The 17,320-nt window shown below is 69.5% G+C and carries 17 protein-coding genes, 1 tRNA gene and 1 pseudogene; 7 read left to right on the top strand and 12 right to left on the bottom strand.

The window, feature by feature from the left end; all coding sequences use genetic code 11:
- Positions 1–133: 133 nt before the first annotated feature.
- A pseudogene (locus VNJ48_RS11250) lies at positions 134–427 on the top strand (integrase core domain-containing protein); the annotation flags it as partial.
- Between the two features lie 412 nt (positions 428–839).
- Positions 840–1,076 carry a hypothetical protein gene (locus VNJ48_RS11245; RefSeq protein ID WP_325602082.1) on the top strand — a complete coding sequence of 79 codons (237 nt, stop codon included), beginning with the start codon at positions 840–842 and terminating at the stop codon, positions 1,074–1,076.
- Between the two features lie 143 nt (positions 1,077–1,219).
- Here VNJ48_RS11245 and VNJ48_RS11240 read toward each other — a convergent pair.
- From VNJ48_RS11240 to mfd, 9 genes are all read right to left on the bottom strand, one after another.
- Positions 1,220–1,296: transfer RNA gene (locus VNJ48_RS11240), tRNA-Leu, on the bottom strand.
- Positions 1,297–1,311: 15 nt separating this feature from the next.
- Entirely contained in the window at positions 1,312–2,139 is an 828-nt protein-coding gene (locus VNJ48_RS11235; RefSeq protein ID WP_325602081.1) for a uracil-DNA glycosylase, read from the bottom strand.
- Positions 2,136–3,065, bottom strand: coding sequence for an exopolyphosphatase (locus VNJ48_RS11230; protein ID WP_325602079.1), 930 nt, complete (start codon positions 3,063–3,065; stop codon positions 2,136–2,138). Before VNJ48_RS11230 ends, VNJ48_RS11235 begins: the two co-directional genes overlap by 4 nt.
- The gene (locus VNJ48_RS11225) at positions 3,062–3,580 is read right to left on the bottom strand and encodes a DUF501 domain-containing protein (RefSeq protein ID WP_325602078.1); all 519 of its coding nucleotides are present in this window, start codon (positions 3,578–3,580) and stop codon (positions 3,062–3,064) included. The genes VNJ48_RS11230 and VNJ48_RS11225 overlap by 4 nt, the downstream gene beginning before the upstream one ends.
- Positions 3,577–4,212, bottom strand: a complete 636-nt coding sequence (locus tag VNJ48_RS11220) for a septum formation initiator family protein (protein WP_325602076.1) — start codon at positions 4,210–4,212, stop codon at positions 3,577–3,579. Before VNJ48_RS11220 ends, VNJ48_RS11225 begins: the two co-directional genes overlap by 4 nt.
- Before the next feature lie 52 nt (positions 4,213–4,264).
- Positions 4,265–5,542 (bottom strand): phosphopyruvate hydratase, encoded by a 1,278-nt coding sequence (gene eno / locus VNJ48_RS11215; RefSeq protein WP_325602074.1) that lies wholly within the window; start codon positions 5,540–5,542, stop codon positions 4,265–4,267.
- Between the two features lie 52 nt (positions 5,543–5,594).
- A complete protein-coding gene (locus VNJ48_RS11210) occupies positions 5,595–6,299 on the bottom strand; it encodes a MazG family protein (RefSeq protein WP_325602072.1) in 705 nt (234 codons plus the stop codon).
- Positions 6,292–6,999, bottom strand: coding sequence for a hypothetical protein (locus tag VNJ48_RS11205; protein ID WP_325602070.1), 708 nt, complete (start codon positions 6,997–6,999; stop codon positions 6,292–6,294). Before VNJ48_RS11205 ends, VNJ48_RS11210 begins: the two co-directional genes overlap by 8 nt.
- Before the next feature lie 14 nt (positions 7,000–7,013).
- Positions 7,014–10,505 (bottom strand): transcription-repair coupling factor, encoded by a 3,492-nt coding sequence (gene mfd / locus VNJ48_RS11200; protein ID WP_325602088.1) that lies wholly within the window; start codon positions 10,503–10,505, stop codon positions 7,014–7,016.
- 274 nt (positions 10,506–10,779) lie between these two features.
- Here mfd and VNJ48_RS11195 point away from each other — a divergent pair, with 274 nt between their 5' ends.
- Positions 10,780–11,469: a hypothetical protein gene (locus tag VNJ48_RS11195; protein WP_325602068.1), complete on the top strand. Its 690-nt coding sequence runs from the start codon at positions 10,780–10,782 to the stop codon at positions 11,467–11,469.
- A gap of 107 nt (positions 11,470–11,576) precedes the next feature.
- Here the strand turns inward: VNJ48_RS11195 and VNJ48_RS11190 are convergent, their stop codons facing one another.
- Entirely contained in the window at positions 11,577–11,873 is a 297-nt protein-coding gene (locus VNJ48_RS11190; RefSeq protein ID WP_414689943.1) for a VOC family protein, read from the bottom strand.
- Positions 11,874–12,010: 137 nt separating this feature from the next.
- Between VNJ48_RS11190 and VNJ48_RS11185 the strand changes: the two genes are divergently transcribed.
- On the top strand, positions 12,011–12,937 hold the full coding sequence (locus VNJ48_RS11185) for a lytic transglycosylase domain-containing protein (RefSeq protein WP_325602067.1): 927 nt from the start codon (positions 12,011–12,013) through the stop codon (positions 12,935–12,937).
- A gap of 7 nt (positions 12,938–12,944) precedes the next feature.
- Here the strand turns inward: VNJ48_RS11185 and VNJ48_RS11180 are convergent, their stop codons facing one another.
- Positions 12,945–13,733, bottom strand: coding sequence for a 3'(2'),5'-bisphosphate nucleotidase CysQ (locus VNJ48_RS11180; RefSeq protein ID WP_325602065.1), 789 nt, complete (start codon positions 13,731–13,733; stop codon positions 12,945–12,947).
- 9 nt (positions 13,734–13,742) lie between these two features.
- Complete coding sequence (locus VNJ48_RS11175; protein ID WP_325602064.1) at positions 13,743–14,357, bottom strand: hypothetical protein; 615 nt, start codon at positions 14,355–14,357, stop codon at positions 13,743–13,745.
- 307 nt (positions 14,358–14,664) lie between these two features.
- On the opposite strand from VNJ48_RS11175, the gene VNJ48_RS11170 reads away from it, so the two are divergent.
- The 3 genes from VNJ48_RS11170 (at position 14,665) to VNJ48_RS11160 (ending at position 17,287) form a co-directional block, all read left to right on the top strand.
- Complete coding sequence (locus VNJ48_RS11170; RefSeq protein WP_325602063.1) at positions 14,665–15,924, top strand: HAMP domain-containing sensor histidine kinase; 1,260 nt, start codon at positions 14,665–14,667, stop codon at positions 15,922–15,924.
- Complete coding sequence (locus tag VNJ48_RS11165) at positions 15,908–16,597, top strand: response regulator transcription factor (protein WP_325602061.1); 690 nt, start codon at positions 15,908–15,910, stop codon at positions 16,595–16,597. Before VNJ48_RS11170 ends, VNJ48_RS11165 begins: the two co-directional genes overlap by 17 nt.
- Before the next feature lie 240 nt (positions 16,598–16,837).
- On the top strand, positions 16,838–17,287 hold the full coding sequence (locus VNJ48_RS11160; protein WP_325602059.1) for a hypothetical protein: 450 nt from the start codon (positions 16,838–16,840) through the stop codon (positions 17,285–17,287).
- Positions 17,288–17,320 lie beyond the last annotated feature (33 nt).

Here is a 17,320-nt window from a genome sequence, read left to right as displayed (position 1 = left end):
GACCTCGAGGCTGTCGCCTATGCGCTCAACAATCGGCCCCGCAAGGTCCTCGGGTGGAAGACACCTGCTGAGGTCTTCGAGGAGCAACTACGCTCCCTTCAACAACCCGGTGTTGCATCGACCAGTTGAACTCGCCCAATTTCGAAGCCGGAAGTTCGTCCGCGCTCTGGGCCACCACGACATGGTCGGATCCATGGGCAGAGTCGGTGCCGCCGGTGACAACGCCGCCATGGAGAGCTTCTTCAGCCTGCTCCAGAAGAACGTCCTCAACAAGAAGACCTGGGCCACTCGCGAGGAACTGCGGATCGCGATTGTGACCTGGATCGAAAGGACCTACCACCGCCGCCGCAGGCAGGACTCGCTGGGCCGATTGACCCCCATCGAGTTCGAGACCATCATGACCCCACCGGCCACCCAGGCCGCGTGACCCAACCTGTCACCTGATCGTGCAGCAGACCCTCTAGAGGGCTCGCAATGTGTGTTGGATCGGCCCGGGGCCGGGGCTCCCGGGGGCGTTCATGAGGCTGGACACACGTGCAACCGTCCGGATCTAGCCGATGAGCGTGTGCCAGCGGCCACTTGTCTTCACAGCCGCGACCAACGAAGGTGTAAGCGAGGTGGGCCGGTGCTGAGCACCGCAGGCTAGCCGACCCCTTACCGTGCCTTCGACCTCGTCCGTCGAGGATAGGCGCTCGGTCAAGGACTGCGAGTGCATCCGCTCATGCCTCGATGCGCTCGTCCGCTCATGCCATGTGCCGATGTCACTTCAGACAGTCACAGGAGGGTCCTTCGCGGGGCAAGGGCAGGGGTCGGCACAACGTGTGTCCCATACTGACGGCGTGCGAACTGCGAAGCCGGACGGCTATCAATCCTGGAGTGGACTCGTCTACGGCTTGATCGGAGGCGTCCTCTTGGTACTGGGCGCACCCATCGTGGAAGACGCCACGCGAAGGTCAAGGAGTGGATCGCTGGGCCCGGACGACGCCTACACGCTCGGCGTGGCGCTCGTGGCAAGCGGCCTCTATTTCATGGTGGCAGGCGCCGTGGCATTTGGCATCCAGCTCACCAAGGACTGACCTAACACTCCTCACCGGCGCGTGCGCGCCCTGACGGAACGCTCTCGCTGTAGGTGCGAACCCTCGACGTCTATCGATGTGACGACGACACACCAGCGAATCGCGCCACGAGGTAGGGCGCCCGGATCTCCCGCTGGTAGGAATGGTGCCCCGGCTGGGACTCGAACCCAGACTGAGTCGCTTTTAAGGCGAATTCCTCTGCCGATTGGGATACCGGGGCGTGACCTGCTGCGGCTCAGTCTCGCAGTGCGGCCAGTTCCTTCGCCCGCAGGAAGACCTCGTCCAGCATGTCGGGGGTCAGCCGACCGGTGAAGGTGTTCTGCTGGCTCGGGTGGTAGCACCCCAGCAGCGTGAGCGGGCCGATCTCCACCTCGGCCGCGTGGCCGAACTTCGGCCGCGGCCGGGGCACCTCGAGGCCGACGCTGGCGAGCGCGCGCAGCGCCGCCGCCCAGCCGTAGCCGCCCAGGGCGACGACGACCTTCAGGTGGGGAAGCACCATGTCGATCTCGGCACGGAGCCACGGTTCGCACGTGTCCCGCTCAGCGGTGGTGGGCATGTTGGCCGGTGGCGCGCACCGGACCGCTGCGACCATCCGGGCGCCGATCAGTCGCTGGCCGTCACCGGCGTGGGTGCTGGTGGCCTGCGCCGCGAGGCCGACCCGGTGCAGGCTGGCGAACAGCCAGTCGCCGCTGCTGTCGCCGGTGAAGACCCGACCGGTGCGGTTGCCGCCGTTGGCAGCCGGCGCGAGTCCCACGATCAGGAGGCCGGGCTCGGGCTCGCCCCAGCCGGCGATCGGTCGCCCCCAGTAGGGCTGGTCCGCGAACGATGCCCTTTTGACGTGGGCGACGTCCTCGCGCCAGCGCACGAGTCGCGGACACGCCGAACAGACGCTCACCCGGGCCTCGATGTCACCCAACGAGTCGGCATCGGCCAGGCGGCGTACTTGCGCAGCCGTGCGGGCCACCGACGTGTCCGGCCGCGCTGGGTCGTCCGGCCAACCCGTGCCGGGCGGCACAGGCGAGGCGAACAGCTCCCCGGTCAGCGGGTGGGGGTGCCGGATCATGGGCGCATCGACCACGCGATCCCCTCCAGGATGTCGGCCTCGCTCACGAGCAGGGTCTCGAGGTTGGTACGCCGCAGCACCCTCGACGCGATCAGGGCCCCGGCGTCGATCACGTCTGCACGGCCCGGGTGCATGTAGCCCAGAGCCAGTCGCTCCGCGACGGTCAGAGCCACCAGCCGGTCGACGTACGCCAGGACGTCGTCCACCCGGTGCACCGACCGGTCGATCGCCTCGGGGTCGTAGGTGGGGAGGTCGAGCACGCCGGCCGCGATCGTGGTCATCGTGCCGGCGATGCCGACCACCGTGGACGCGGCCCCGAGGTCGACCCCGCAGGCGTCCAGCTGGTCGTCGATGTCGCGCACCACGGCACCGATCTCCTCGCGGGTTGCCGGGTCGTGCCGGACGTGACGCTCGTGGAGCCGGACCGAGCCGATGTCCATCGACCTCGACGCCAGGACGGTGTCACTGCCCGGCGCGGTGTCGTCCCCCAGGACCACCTCGGTCGAACCGCCGCCGATGTCGATGACCAGCACCGGCCGGGGTGTGTCGTCGGTGATGTTGCTCATCGCGCCGGCGAAGGCGACTGCTGCCTCCTCCTCGCCCGACAACACCTCGGGTTCGACGCCCAGTCGCGAGAGCACGCCTGCCCTGAACTCGGCGGCGTTGCTGGCATCGCGGGTCGCGGACGTCGCGCAGAAGCGGATCCGGTCCACTCGGTGCTGACCGATCAGCGCGGCGTACGAGTCGATCGCGGCGAACGCCCGCACCAGCGCCTCACCGGCGAGGCGACCGGTGGCGTCGACACCCTGTCCGAGCCGGACCATGGCGGACTCACGAGCGGCGACCTCGAGGCCGGCGTCTGTGTGGGTGCCGATCAGCAGCTTGATGGTGTTGGTGCCGCAGTCGATGGCGGCCACGGTCGTCATGGGTCACATTGTGACCTGCCGGGTGGACCCGACGGCTCGACGCACGGGCCGGCCTCCCACCAGTCGCCGAGGAGGTCCAGCACCTCGTCGCCGAGCGGGTTGACGCCCCGCCCCTGCGCCAGCGACTGGCCGGCGAGGACGTGCAGGCACTTGACCCGGTCGGGCATGCCGCCGGCGGAGATGCCCTCGACCTCGGGCACGTCACCCAGCTTCGCGCGGAACTCGAGGTAGGCCTCGTGCGCCGCCGCGTAGGCGGCAGCCAGCTCCGGGTCCTCGCTCAGCCGGTCCTGCATCTCCTTCATCAGCCCCGATCCCTCCAGGGTGCCGATCCGCGACGCCGCCCGCGGACAGGTGAGGTAGAAGGTCGTCGGGAAGGGAGTGCCGTTCGGCAGCCGCGGCTCGGTCGTCACGACGTCGGGGTTGCCGCAGGGGCAGCGGTGACCGATGTCGTGGATCGCCCGCGGCTCGCGGCCGAGCTGCGCGGCGATGGCGCTCTCGTCAGCGGGATCGATCATCCGCTCTTGGCCACGCCATCGATCTCGGTGGCCGGACCCTCGCTGGGGACCGGCGGGTTGCCGGCGAGCTCGACCGAGGCCCAGGCCTCCGACCACCACGCGGTGGGGACGGTCTTGATCACCTCGTCGGGATCGCTCAGCGACGCCTGGCTCTCCAGAGGGTTGCCGGCCTCGTCGAGGACGATCAACCCGGTCTCACCTGGCATCAGGTAGCCGAAGCGCGCCCGGGCCTGCGCCTTGTTGAATGCGGGGTCCTGCCAGCGCTGCTTCTCACGCTCAAGGGCGTTGATCGCCGTCTCCCGCTCGGCGATGGACTGCTTGAGGTCGCCGATGTGGGCACGCTGCTGGAGGTAGGCGCGCAACGACGAGGCGTACGACACGGTCAGCACCGCCAGCACGAGCACCAGCACGGCCGCGCGTCCGGTGAACCGCGGGCGCCGCGGGCCCTGGGGGCCCGGCGACGCCAGCGGACCTTGCGGACCCCGCGGGCCACGGGGTCCCGCATCCGCGCCGGTCTCCTCCGGGGTGGTGGTACGAGCGCGCGACGAACGCCGGTCGGAACGGCTCGTGCGCGAGCCCGGCCGCTTGCTGCCGCCGGGCCCGGCCCCGGGAGTACGGCGCTGGGAAGACATGTCCAGCAGTCTGCCTCGACCGCCGCGCGAATCCGTGGGGAACGCGCCGAGGTCAGCCGGTGAAGCGTGGGAATGCGGCCGCCCCGGCATACCGCGCAGCGTCGCCGAGCTCGTCCTCGATGCGGAGCAGCTGGTTGTACTTCGCGACGCGCTCGGAACGCGCCGGCGCCCCGGTCTTGATCTGGCCGCAGTTGGTGGCGACCGCCAGGTCGGCGATGGTGGTGTCCTCGGTCTCGCCGGAGCGGTGGCTCATCATGCAGCGGAAGCCGTTGCGGTGGGCCAGGTCGACCGAGTCGAGCGTCTCGGTGAGCGAGCCGATCTGGTTGACCTTGACCAGCAGCGCATTGGCCGACTTCTCCGCGATGCCGCGGCCCAGGCGTTCCACGTTGGTGACGAACAGGTCGTCGCCGACGATCTGCGTCTTGTCGCCCAGCAGGGCGGTGAGGGTCTGCCAGCCCTCCCAGTCGTCCTCGTCGAGCGGGTCCTCGAGGGAGACGATGGGGTAGTCCGCGACCAGTGCGGTGTAGTAGTCGATCATCGCCTCGGAGGACTGCTTCTTGCCCTCGAAGGAGTACTTCTTCTTGTCGTGGAACTCCGAGGCGGCGACGTCGAGAGCCAGCCCGAAGTCCTTGCCCAGCTTGAACCCGGCGCTCTTGATGGCGTCGGCGATCAGGTCGAGCGCAGCCCGGTTGGAGGCAAGGTCCGGGGCGAACCCGCCCTCGTCGCCGACGCCCGTGGCGAGCCCCTTCTTCTTCAGCACGGCCTTGAGGGCGTGGTAGACCTCGGCGCCCTGCTGCAGCGCTTCGGAGAAGGTCGCGGCACCGATGGGGGCGATCATGAACTCCTGCACGTCCACGTTGGTGTCGGCGTGCGCGCCACCGTTGAGGATGTTCATCATCGGCACCGGCAGCAGGTGGGCGTTGGGTCCGCCGACGTAGCGGAACAACGGCAGCCCGGCCGACTCCGAGGCGGCGCGGGCCGTGGCCAGCGAGGCACCCAGGATCGCGTTGGCGCCGAGCTTGGCCTTGTTGGGGGTGGCGTCGAGGTCGAGCATCGTCTGGTCGACGAGGCGCTGGTCGTCGGCCTCGAGACCGACGATGGCACCCGAGATGCCGACAGCGACCGACTTGACGGCCTTCTGGACACCCTTGCCGAGGTAGCGCTTCCCGCCGTCGCGCAGCTCGACGGCCTCGAAGGCGCCAGTCGACGCCCCGCTGGGGACTGCCGCCCGACCGAAGGCACCGTCGTCGAGGAGGACCTCGACCTCGACAGTGGGGTTGCCTCTGGAGTCGAGGATCTCGCGGGCGCCGACAGCTGCGATGGAAGCCATGTTCAGGTGCTCCTGGGGTCGAGAAGTGGGTCAAGAGTCGAGTGAGATCACCCTAGCCGTCGCTCGCCGCGTCGATTTCGCGGCGTACGGCGTCGCGCAGAGCCTGCTCCGGATCGACGTCCTCCGCCCGGGCCTGCCGGACGAGGTCCAGCAGCCGCTTCCCCAGTCGCTCCGCCGACCGTTCGTCGGGAGTGTCGGGGACGTCCGACGACCCGGCCGCCCCGACGACCGGGTCGTCGGACGTCCCGCTCGAGGCCGCACGGCCCGGCTCGGAGGCGGCGCTGAGACCGGAGCGTTCCAGCCGCTCGAGCACCTTGTCGGCGTACAGCAGGGCCGGCAACCCCGGAGGCAGTCCGTCGGTGACGGAGGAGCGGTGCTTCTCGCCGGCCTTCGCGTGTTGCCACTGCTCGTTGACCTCGGCGGCCGAGAGCGCCCCGGGCCCGTCAGGACCGGGAGCGAAGACGTGGGGGTTGCGCCGCACCATCTTCTCGGTGAGCCCAGCGGCGACGTCGTCGATGGTGAAGTGGCCGGCCTCGCTGGCGATCGCAGCGTGGAAGTAGATCTGGAGGAGGACGTCCCCGAGCTCTTCGCGCAGGTGTTCGGGGTCACCGAGGTCGATGGCCTCCAGCGTCTCGTGGGTCTCTTCGAGGAGGTAGCGAGCGAGCGACCGGTGGGTCTGCTCGGCCTTCCACGGACACTCCGCCCGCAGTCGCCGCATCACCTCGATGAAGTCGACGAGCGGCTGGCCCTCAGTCACCGCAGCGCTGGCTGGCGGGCAGGGAGCGAGCGTAGGCGGACGTGGCTTCCGGATCGGGCTCGGCTGCGAGGTTGGCCAGGCCGGCGCGCGCCTCGTCGCTGACGGCGAAGGACAGGCTGGTGTCGACCGGGGTCAGCGTTCCGTCGCGGACCTCCAGGCCGTACTTCGGGTCCAGCTCGATGTCGTTGGCGCCTGTCCACGTGGTGAAGACATCGGCGCCAGCTTGCGCAGCCTGCTCCTCGGTGGGCTCTGCGATGCCCTCGTCCATCAGCTTCGCGCGCCCGACCTGTGCCTCGACGTCGGCGACCAGCGCCGGCGTGCTGGCCAGCTCGATGTAGTCCTGACGGACGTCCTCCGGCATCAGGGCCGCAGCGCGGGTGCTCTCCCCGACGGCATTCTGATAGGTCCCGGACGTGGTGACGTCGTAGTCCTCCGCGATCTGCTCTGCTTGCGCACCCTCGACCATCAGTTGAACAGCGATCTGGCGAATCTCGCTCAGCGCGACGTCCGCGCTCTCCGCCTCGATCTGGTCGGAGAACGCCGTGCAGAGGTTTTGGGTCACGTCGTTGATGCGCGACGTGCTGATCGTCTCGTCACCGACGCTGGCACCGACGCCCGGCGAGGCGCTGCCGGCACAACCGCTCAGCATCAGGGCGGACAGGCCCACGGCAACGGCGGTCAGGGGGCGGTGCTTGCTCACGAATTCACTCCGGATCACGGCGAGGTGGTGGATGGATCGATGATGTCGTCGATCACATGTCGGGCCCATTCAAGCAGGGCGATCCCGTCGATCGGCTTCGCCCCGAGCACACCGGTCACCGGGCGCGGGACCAGGATGGCGCTGACCGGTGCCTTGACGATGCTCTTGGGATAGACCCGGTTGAGGCGGACGACCCGGGAGTCGGGCAGGTCGACCGGTGCGAACCGGACGAACTTCCCGGCCAGGGTGATCTCGGTGACCCCGGCCTGTCGGGCGCGGGCCCGGAAGCGGGCGACGATCAACAACGACTCCACCTCGATCGGTGGCTCTCCGTAGCGGTCGGCCATCTCCTCGCGCAGCCGGTCGACGTCCTCGTCGGCCCGGACCTCTGCGAGCCGCTTGTACATCTCCAGCCGCAGCCGCTCCGAGGGGATGTAACCGTGCGGCAGGTGGGCGTCGACGGGCAGCTCGATCCGGACCTCCCTGGCTTCGGCCTCCCCCTCCCCCTTGAAGTCCTGCACGGCCTCGCCGACGAGCCGGACGTAGAGATCGAACCCCACGTCGGCGATGTGTCCCGACTGCTCGCCACCCAAGAGGTTGCCGGCTCCTCGGATCTCGAGGTCCTTCATCGCGATCGCCATACCGCCGCCGAGGTCGGAGTGCTGGGCGAGCGTCGCCAACCGCTCGTGGGCCGTCTCGGTGAGCGGCTTGTCGGCCGGGTAGAGGAAGTAGGCGTAGGCCCGCTCGCGGGAGCGGCCGACGCGACCACGCAGCTGGTGGAGCTGGGAGAGCCCCAAGGTGTCGGCCCGCTCGATGATCATCGTGTTGGCGTTGGAGACATCGAGACCGGACTCCACGATGGTCGTGCAGACCAGCACGTCGAACCGCTTCTCCCAGAAGTCGAGCATGACCTGCTCCAGCTGGTGCTCGCCCATCTGGCCGTGCGCGGTCGCCACCCGCGCCTCCGGGACGAGCTCGCGGATGTGGGCCGCCGCCTTCTCGATCGAGTTGACCCGGTTGTGGATGAAGAAGACCTGGCCCTCACGCAGCAGCTCGCGCCGGATGGCGGCCACCACCTGTCGGTCCTCGTAGGCGCCGACGTACGTCAGCACGGGGTGCCGCTCCTCGGGCGGCGTGGTGATCGTCGACATCTCCCGGATGCCGGTGACCGCCATCTCGAGGGTGCGCGGGATCGGCGTGGCGCTCATCGAGAGCACGTCGACCGAGGTACGGAGCCGCTTCATCTGCTCCTTGTGCTCCACCCCGAACCTCTGCTCCTCGTCGACGATGATCAACCCGAGGTCCTTCACGCGGATGTCGGGGTTGAGCAGGCGGTGCGTGCCGACGACGATGTCCACCTCGCCCGTGCCGAGGCCGGCGATGACCTCGCGCGCCTCCTTGTCGGTCTGGAAGCGGGAGAGCCCCTTCAGCACCACCGGGAACCCGCTCATCCGCTCGGCGAACGTCGAGAGGTGCTGGGTCACGAGCAGGGTCGTGGGCACGAGCACGGCGACCTGCTTGCCGTCCTGGACCGCCTTGAACGCAGCACGGACCGCGATCTCGGTCTTGCCGTAGCCGACGTCGCCGCAGACGAGCCGGTCCATCGGCACGGTCCGTCGCATGTCGGCCTTGACCTCGTCGACGGTGGTCAGCTGGTCGGGGGTCTCGTGGAAGGGGAACGCGTCCTCCAGCTCCCGCTGCCACGGCGTGTCGGCGCCGAACGCATGCCCCTTGGTGGCCTGCCGCGCGGCATACAGCTTGATCAGCTCGGCCGCGATCTCCCGGACCGCCTTGCGGGCGCGGTTCTTGCGCTTGGTCCAGTCGCCCCCGCCGAGACGGTCGAGGCTCGGCTGCTCGCCACCGACGTAACGGGTGACCTGGTCGAGGGAGTCCGCCGGCACGAACAGCCGGTCGGCGGGGGCGCCGCGCTTGGAGGAGCCGTATTCCAGGACGAGGTATTCGCGGGTGGCGCCCTGCATCTCGCGCTGCTTCATCTCCACGAAGCGGCCGACACCGTGCTGCTCGTGCACGACGTAGTCGCCCGCCTTCAGCTCGAGCGGGTCGATCTGCTTCTTGCGACGCGCCGGCATCTTGCGCATGTCCCGGGTCGAGGCCTTCTGCCCCGACAGGTCCTCCCCGGTGAGCACCGCGACCCGCGCGTCGGCATCGACGAAGCCGTTGACGAGACACCCCGTCGTCACCGTGACGACGCTGGCGTCGAGCGTGACCTCGCCCTCGACGAGCGCGGCCGCGATGTCGTGCTCAGCGAGCACCTCGACCATCCGCTCGGCCGGACCGTGCCCCTGGTGCACGACAGTGACGCGGAAGCCGCCGGCCAACCAGCCGCGGATGTCGGCGATCGCCCTGTCCATGTCACCGCGGTAGGCCTCTGCCGCAGTGACGGCGAGCGCACGCGACGTGACGGCACCGGTCAACGCATCGACGTCGGTGACCTGCTCGACCTCGCTCTCGATCCCGAAGGGGCTGACGGTCCACCAGCCGAGGTTGCGCTCGAGGGCGGCCATGCGGACGTCGGCCACGTTGCGGTAGGACGCTGCGCCGAGGTCGACCGGTGACTGGCCACCGCCCGCGGCGGCCGCCCAGCTGGCGCCGAGGAACTCCTCGCTCGTCGCCACCAGGTCGTGAGCACGCGTGCGGGCGCGCTCGGGGTCGAGCACCAGCACGGTCGTGTCGTCGGGGAGGAGGTCCACGAGGAGCTCCATCTCCTCCACCAACACCGGCGCGAGGGACTCCATGCCCTCGACCGCGATGCCGGCGGCGATCTTGTCGGTGAGCTCGAGGAGCTGGGGGTGCGCCGTGCCGAGCGCGGCCGCGCGTCGGCGTACGTCCTCGGTCAGCAGCAGCTCGCGACACGGCGGCGCCCACAACCGGTCCAACGAGTCCAGCGTGCGCTGGTCGGCCACGGCGAAGGAGCGGATCTCCTCGACCTCGTCGCCCCAGAACTCCACGCGCAGGGGGTGCTCCTCGGTGGGCGGGAAGACGTCGACGATGCCGCCGCGCACGGCGAACTCGCCTCGTCGTTCGACCATGTCGACCCGCGAGTACGCCGCATCCGCCAGCCCACGGACGACGTCGTCCAGCGACACCGCCGTGCCAGGCGTGAGCTCGACCGGCTCGAGGTCGGCCAGCCCCTTCACCTGCGGCTGCAGGATGGAGCGCACCGGCGCCACGATCACCCGCAGCGGACCGTTGGTCGCATTGGTGCCCGGGTGCTTGAGCCGACGCAGGACAGCCAGCCGCCGGCCCACCGTGTCGCTGCGCGGGCTCAGCCGCTCGTGGGGCAGCGTCTCCCACGACGGGTAGTAGGCCACGGTGTCCGGGTCGACGAGGTCGGCCAGCTCAAGGACGAGGTCCTCGGCCTCGCGGGCCGTGGCGGCCACCGCGAGGACGGTCCGGCCGGCATCGACCAGGCCCTTGACCACGAGGGGTCGGACCGCTGCCGGACCCGTGAGGTCGAGGGCCCGGACGTGACCGGCCGCCGCCATCGCGTCTGCCAGCACCGGTCCGCCCAGCACGGCGTCGGCCACCGCGGTCAGCGGAGTCTCGGGGTGTGGCACGGCGACCTCCATCGCGATCAGTTGGCGTCCGGCGCACGCGGACAGACCCCCAGCCGCTGCGGATGGGGGTAGGGCACAACCATATGTCGATCCGGGATGTTTGCTACCCCCGGCTGGGGGTAGCCTTCCGCCTGCGGGGGCCGCTTCTGGCCCGACGAACATCCGGGCGCTTGGAGCGCCCCTTCGAAGGGGGAATGAAGCGATGCGCTTCAGTCGAATCATCACTGGCCTGACGGCCGCTGGGCTGCTCGGGCTCACACCGCTCGCCGTCTCGGCACCGGCCAACGCAGACGGCCAGACCTACACGTCCAACATCGCCTTCGAGATCAGCCCGGCCCAGAGCCTCTACAGCTACGGCGACGACTTCTACGTCAGCGGCTCCGTGACGGGTCCCACCGCTGTCGACACCCCCACCGGGGGCCAGGCCCAGCTCCAGATGTTGACGCCGGCCAACCCGGTGTGGACCACCATCGCGGTCGACGACAGCCCGGGCTTCCTCTACTTCACCGGCGACTTCAAGTTCCTGTCCAACACGCAGCTCAAGGTCGTCTACACCGGCTACACCGCGACGAGCCAGTTTGACGACAGCTACCTCGCCGGCGAGTCTGCGCCGCTCGTCGTCCCCGTCACGTACGTGCTGAACGCCAAGACGCCGGGCACCAGCATCGTCGGCAAGATCAAGCCTTCATACAAGAAGAAGAAGGTCATCATCCAGCGCAAGGTCGGCAAGACCTACAAGAAGTACCGCACCGTGCGCACCAACAACAAGAGCGCCTTCCGCGTCAAGCTGCCCACCGGCAAGCGCGGCAAGAAGGTCTTCTTCCGCGTGATCGTCAAGGGCAGCAGCGAGATGACCGGCCTGGCGGCCGGCTTCTACACGATCCGCTACTGACGGCTCGGCACCACCCGAACGAGACTCACCCGACCCCCGGAGCCCAGGCTCCGGGGGTCGACTCATTGCTCCGTGCCGGCCGACTGCGGATCCGGCTTCGCCACCGCCTAGGGGCGCAGGATGCAGAACTCGTTGCCCTCGGGGTCGGCCAGGACCACCCAGCCGGTGCCGTTCTGGCCGCGATGGTCACCCACCTCGGTCGCGCCGAGCGCTCGCACGCGCTCGATCTCGTCGTCGCGCGTGCCGTGCCGCGGACGCAGGTCGAAGTGAATCCGGTTCTTGCCCGACTTGGGCTCGGACACCTCGATGAAGAGGATCTCGTGATCGCTGTCGGGGTCGCGGATCATGCACTCGTCGTGGCCGGGCAGGTTGGGGTCACCGTCGATGTCGACGTACCCGAGCAGCTGCTTCCACCACTCGGAGAGCTCGTAGGCGTTGGAGCAGTCGATGGACGCGTGTGCGAGATGAGTGAGGTCATGCCGTCAGGCTGGCACCCCCAGAACTTCCAGCGACGCCTTTGCACGGCCGTAGGCTGGAGTACGTGAGTCGCGCCGTCCCCCTCGCCCTCCTCCTGGTCCTGACCGGGGCTCCGGCGTGCGCGGAGGACCGGGCAACGGCTCCCACCGCCTCGAGTCGTTCGCCGACCACGACCCGGGCGACCGAGTCGCCCGCCGAGATCCCCCGTCGGCCAACCAGCGCAGCCGCCGCCGCGCGCCAGATCGAGGCCGCGCTGCTGATCGTCGAGGACGCGGACGCGACGGCGGACCAGATCGCCTGGGCCGGTCACGCCGAGCAGCTGGCGGTGCGGCAGATCGTCGCCCACCCACGCTGGCTGTCACGCGTCCTGGACGACCTCGACGCCTCGATGAGGCCACAGACCCGCGACAACGTGGCCGCCCGGCTGGCCTTCCGGTCCATGCACCCGAGCGCCCCCTCCGAGCTCGCGGACGAGCTGCCCGCATGGCGGATCCTGGCTCCCCCGCCGGCGCGCACCCTGAAGGGCTTCTACCTGGAGGCGGAGCGTCGCTACGGCATCGATTGGGAGTATCTCGCCGCGATCCACCACGTCGAGACGGCCTTCGGGCGCATCCGGGGGACCTCCGTGGCCGGCGCCCAGGGGCCGATGCAGTTCATGCCGACGACCTGGGACATCTACGGCAACGGTGGCGACATCAATGATCCGCACGATGCGATCCTGGCGGCCGGGCGGCTGCTGCGGGCCAACGGGTTCGGCCGCGACAAGGCCGGCGCTCTCTACCGCTACAACAACTCATCGGCATACGTCCGCGGCGTCAGCCTGCACGCACGGGTGATGCAGAGGCGACCGCGTGCGTTCCTCGGATTCCACGCCTGGCAGGTCTACTACCTGACGCAACGCGGCGGGGTGTGGCTGGACGAGGGCTACGCGGCTCGACGACCCATCCCGGTTGACCGCTACTTGGAGAAGCACCCCGAGGCGCTCAGGTAGCCCGGCATCAGCTCGTCCCGTTGCGCCTGACGAAGTCGAGGATCCGTTCGGCGAGCTCGGGGCGGCAGACGACGAGATCGGGCAGGGAGGTGTCGGCCTCGTTGTAGACCAACGGAGAGCCGTCCACCCGCGAGCAGTGCAGCCCCGCCGCGCGCGCCACGGCCACCGGCGCTGCGTTGTCCCACTGGTACTGCCCGCCTGCGTGGACGTAGGCGTCGGCCAGGTCGCGGACCACGCTCATGACCTTCACGCCCGCGGAACCCATCGGGACCAGCTCGGCGTCGATCTCGGCAGCGAGCGCCTCCACGAAGGCCGGGGGCCGGGTGCGCGAGACCGCGATCCGCGGCCGGTCCGAGGTGCGGGGGGGTACGGCGATGGGCGCGCCGGTGCTGAACGTCTCGCCCAGCGCCGGCTGGGCCACGGCACCGGCCGTGAGCTCGCCGCCATCCGCAGCCGTGGCCTGCCAGAGGGCGACGTGCACGGCCCAGTCGTCGCGGGGCGGCTCGGAGAACTCGCGGGTGCCGTCGAGCGGGTCGATGATCCACACGCGGTCGGCGTCGAGCCGGGCCCGGTCGTCTTCTGCCTCCTCGCTGAGGATCGCGTCGCCCGGGCGGTGCTCGGCGAGCAACCGCGCGAGCAGCTCCTGGGCCGCGGCGTCGCCGGCATCCTTGAGCTCCTTGCCCGTCAGGCCGCTCTCGGAGCGGACGCGGAGGAGCACGTCCCCCGCCCGCTCGGCAGCCCAGACAGCGAAGGCGTGGTCGTCGAGGGCATGGGGATCCGGGGTCAGCTCAGTCACGGCGTCAGCCTAGTGCCGCACGGTGTCCCGCTCGGCCTGCCTGGGCCTGGGCACGATCGGCCCCTGGTCGCTGACCGCTTCCCGCGGCGGGTGGACGAGTGCCTGGTCGTGCACGGACACCAGCTCTAGGCACATGCGCAGGTGGGTGTCCTCGGCCAACCACTCGAACCATTCGCGCTCCAGGTGGGACCGCCTCGCCTCGGCCGTGATCGGCTCGCCGCGACCGACAAGGGCGACCGCCGCAGCCACCTCGGCGAGTGACGACTCGACCGGCACCACCCCGACAGCTCCACTCGCCAGCACCGCCCCCCACGCCGGACCCTCGGGGCAATGCGTGAGGACCAGGAACCGGGCAGCCGACTGCTTGACCAGGTCGCGGGTAGCCAGCACGGAGTCTCGATTCTCGAGGTCGTCGAGGAGGAGGACCGTGTCCCTCCCGCTCAGCTCGTGCAGCGCGCGACGCACGCCCGGCGCCCACGACATGCCCTGCGCGTCCAGTCCTCTGCTCTGAAGGGCGGCGGCCACCGTGTGCGACATCAACTGCAGAGGCGACAGCACGACCACCACTCCCTGAGGGTCTGGCGTGGGACGAGACGTCGGGTTGGCGTGACTGGCTGCTCCCATGGAACCTCCTGAGGACCTGCGCGCGATCTGAGTCGCCCACGGTGCACCAGCGATGTGGATCGGGCCCCTCGCGCGTCGCCGAAATGCGCCGAACTGGGGACATTTCGTGTACTTGTCAATTCGACACGCCGGTCTAGCCCACTCGGACGACCCGAGATTCTGACAGCCGTTCAATTGCAATCTCGGGCAAGCGGCCTACTCTCGAGAGAGCACCCTCGGGGATGCGCAACGCAGCGGGTTCCGACCCGCTGCTTCGCAAGGAGCTGGGCAAGTTGCAGTGCCTGGTTGAAAGAGAGGCCGGGGGGCCATGCAACTTTCCACGATGAACAAGTTCATGGGCGGGTGGCAGGAGGGTCTGCTTGCCGCTGCACTCACCACCGTCCCTGCAGGTGTGCTGTGGGCGTCGCTGCCGGGCGACCAAGGGTCAGCGGCGGCGGGCCTCGCAGCCGGCGTGGTGGCAGGCGCCCTGCTGTTGATGGCCACCCTCTCCTTCCACCTGCGAGGGCTGGCATCACCCGGTACAAATCGGGGCTGGATCCCCGTCGCGATGGTGCTGCTGGCGTCCCAGCTGACCGTCAGCTCGGGTCTACGGCTGGTCGAGATGGACAGCTGGAACGGCACCGCGTGGTGGTTGACCCTGGTTGACCTGTCGGTGACCGCCGCTGCGCTGTTCCTGGTGATGCGGCAAGAGCGCGCCCTGCCACGATGGGTTCGACGACGGCTGATGGCGGTGGTCTGCCTGATCGGGGCAGTCCACGTCACCCGCGTTGGTGGGCTCGACGCCTGGGCGAGCGACCTCGCTGCCGTCGTGGCGCTCGCCGCCGCGACGGCACTGTGGACCAGCGCCACGTCCCTCATCCTCCGCGAGACCCTGCACAACGAGCACCAGCGATCCGCGGGGCTCGAGGACAGCCTGCTCGAGCTGGAGAGCACCTGGCGCGGGACCCGCGAACAGCTCCACGAGATCCGCGGCACGCTTGCGGGGGTGTCCCGCGCATCCGGCCTTCTCAGCGATCCCACCCTCGACGCCGATACCCGCGCCGGGATGGAGGTGTCGATCCGCACGGAGCTCGACCGCCTCGAGCGCCTGGTGTCCGGGCGAGCACCCGCCGCGCCGGAACCGGTCGACGTCGACGCGACCCTCGACGTCCTCCTGACATCGCACCGCGCGCGCGGACGCGCCATCGACTGGGAGCCGAACGGCGCGGCCGTGCAAGGCCGACCTGACGACGTGGCGGAGGCGCTCAACATCCTGATCGACAACGCTGCGGTCCACGGGGGCACTGTCAGCCGGATCGACGTCACCCAGGGCGACGACCTCGTGGAGATCGCGGTCAGCGACGCGGGACCCGGGGTTCCGTTCGAGTCCCGTGAACGGATTTTCGACTGGGGCGTACGCGGCAACCAGTCCCTGGGCGACGGCATCGGGCTCAACCTCGCCCGCCGCCTCATCTCCGAGCAGGGCGGATCACTGCGTCTTGCCGAGCCGGGCACGCGAGGTGCGTCCTTCGTCATCCGTCTCCCGGCGGCTCGCCGTTCCGAGGAGAACGATGTCGTCGACTCCTGATCCGCGGCCGAACACCCGCATCCTCATCATCGACGACCACCTGCTGTTCGCCCAGTCGCTCGAGCTCACCTTGTCGCTCGAGGGCTATGACGTACGCCGCTTGGCGCTGCCCGACGTCGGCGGCTCGATGTCCACGTTGCGATCGTTGGCCTTGCGGTCCAACGCCAGGATCGCACTGCTGGACCTGGACCTCGGCCGGTTCGGCGACAGCATGTCCCTGATCGCTCCGTTGGCCCAGGTCGGCACCAACGTCGTCGTGGTGACGGCGTCCACCGACCGGGGACGCTGGGGCGCTTGCCTGAACCAGGGCGCCCGCAAGGTCCTTTCCAAGGCAGGACCGCTCCAGGAGACCCTCAGCACGGTGCGCAGGCTGCATCTCGGTCTGCCGGTGATGACCAATGTCGAGCTCGAGTCACTCCTCGAGGCCTGGCGCAGCCACCGGATCGTCACCGACGACATGCGGCGGCGACTCGAGCTCCTCACGCCACGAGAGCGGCAGATCCTGGCCTGCCTGGTCGAGGGACGCAACGTCCGACAGATCGCTCGGACGGCAGTCGTCTCGGAGGCGACGGTGCGCACCCAGGTCAAGTCGATCCTCTCCAAGCTCGAGGTGTCCTCGCAGCTGGCGGCGGTCAGTCTCGCCCACCACGCCAGCTGGCAGCACGGCGCCTGATCCGCACCGCTTTTGCCCTATTTGCGGCATGCCGTGTCGGCGGGACCTGCCTAGGCTCGAGGCACAGCTCGAACAGTCGGAAAACGGGGACACCATGGCGCACAGCACGGTGTCCCCGGCCGGCGATCTGGTCGGCGGCCTGGCGATGCCCCCCGCCCGCCAGCTCGCACCACGACCGGGTCGTCGGCGCGCCGGAACGTGTTTCATGCCTGAGGGACAACGCACCGAGAAGGACGCCTGATGACCCACACCGTCGCACCCACCCGCCGTACCTTCATCCGCGCTGCGGCCTGGACCACGCCCGTCGTGATGGTGGTGGCGGCCAGCCCGGCGTTCGCCACGAGTCACCCGCCTGTGATCGTCCCCGACTCGGTGCCGGACGTCACGAAGTGCCCCGGCCGGTCGGTGGGTGGCGCGGATTACAGCTACGTCTTCTCGTTCACGCTGACCGGCACGCCGGACACGTTCACCGTGACCAGCCTGTTCGTCGCCGGGGTGGAGTTCGACGTGGCCAGGATCCTCATCTCGGGCAGCACCGTGCACGTCCGCACCGTCTCCTCGACCAACAGTGCTGACTCCGACGGCAACGGCACCGTGGTGTACACCTCGAACGGCGAGACCTACACCTTCACCTTCGACTATGACGGCCGCTCCCACCCGAACCACAACCTGTGCGAGGCGACGCTATGAGGGTCGCCGCCGCACTGCTGGCCGCCCTCTGCG

The organism is Nocardioides sp., from assembly GCF_035576065.1.
Classification (GTDB): domain Bacteria; phylum Actinomycetota; class Actinomycetes; order Propionibacteriales; family Nocardioidaceae; genus Nocardioides.
The sequence above is the reverse complement of the archived record's forward strand: the minus strand, read 5'-3'. Positions and strand labels throughout refer to the sequence as shown.

What these genes read in the sequence shown, in the direction of transcription:
- mfd (WP_325602088.1), bottom strand. Translation starts at nt 10,505, where the DNA reads ATGGCGGCGGCCGGTCACGTCCGGGCCCTCGACCTCACGGGTCCGGCA.
- VNJ48_RS11165 (WP_325602061.1), top strand. Translation starts at nt 15,908, where the DNA reads ATGTCGTCGACTCCTGATCCGCGGCCGAACACCCGCATCCTCATCATC.
- VNJ48_RS11230 (WP_325602079.1), bottom strand. Translation starts at nt 3,065, where the DNA reads ATGACGACCGTGGCCGCCATCGACTGCGGCACCAACACCATCAAGCTG.
- VNJ48_RS11195 (WP_325602068.1), top strand. Translation starts at nt 10,780, where the DNA reads ATGCGCTTCAGTCGAATCATCACTGGCCTGACGGCCGCTGGGCTGCTC.
- VNJ48_RS11160 (WP_325602059.1), top strand. Translation starts at nt 16,838, where the DNA reads ATGACCCACACCGTCGCACCCACCCGCCGTACCTTCATCCGCGCTGCG.
- VNJ48_RS11175 (WP_325602064.1), bottom strand. Translation starts at nt 14,357, where the DNA reads ATGGGAGCAGCCAGTCACGCCAACCCGACGTCTCGTCCCACGCCAGAC.
- eno (WP_325602074.1), bottom strand. Translation starts at nt 5,542, where the DNA reads ATGGCTTCCATCGCAGCTGTCGGCGCCCGCGAGATCCTCGACTCCAGA.
- VNJ48_RS11170 (WP_325602063.1), top strand. Translation starts at nt 14,665, where the DNA reads ATGCAACTTTCCACGATGAACAAGTTCATGGGCGGGTGGCAGGAGGGT.
- VNJ48_RS11225 (WP_325602078.1), bottom strand. Translation starts at nt 3,580, where the DNA reads ATGATCGATCCCGCTGACGAGAGCGCCATCGCCGCGCAGCTCGGCCGC.
- VNJ48_RS11235 (WP_325602081.1), bottom strand. Translation starts at nt 2,139, where the DNA reads ATGATCCGGCACCCCCACCCGCTGACCGGGGAGCTGTTCGCCTCGCCT.
- VNJ48_RS11220 (WP_325602076.1), bottom strand. Translation starts at nt 4,212, where the DNA reads ATGTCTTCCCAGCGCCGTACTCCCGGGGCCGGGCCCGGCGGCAGCAAG.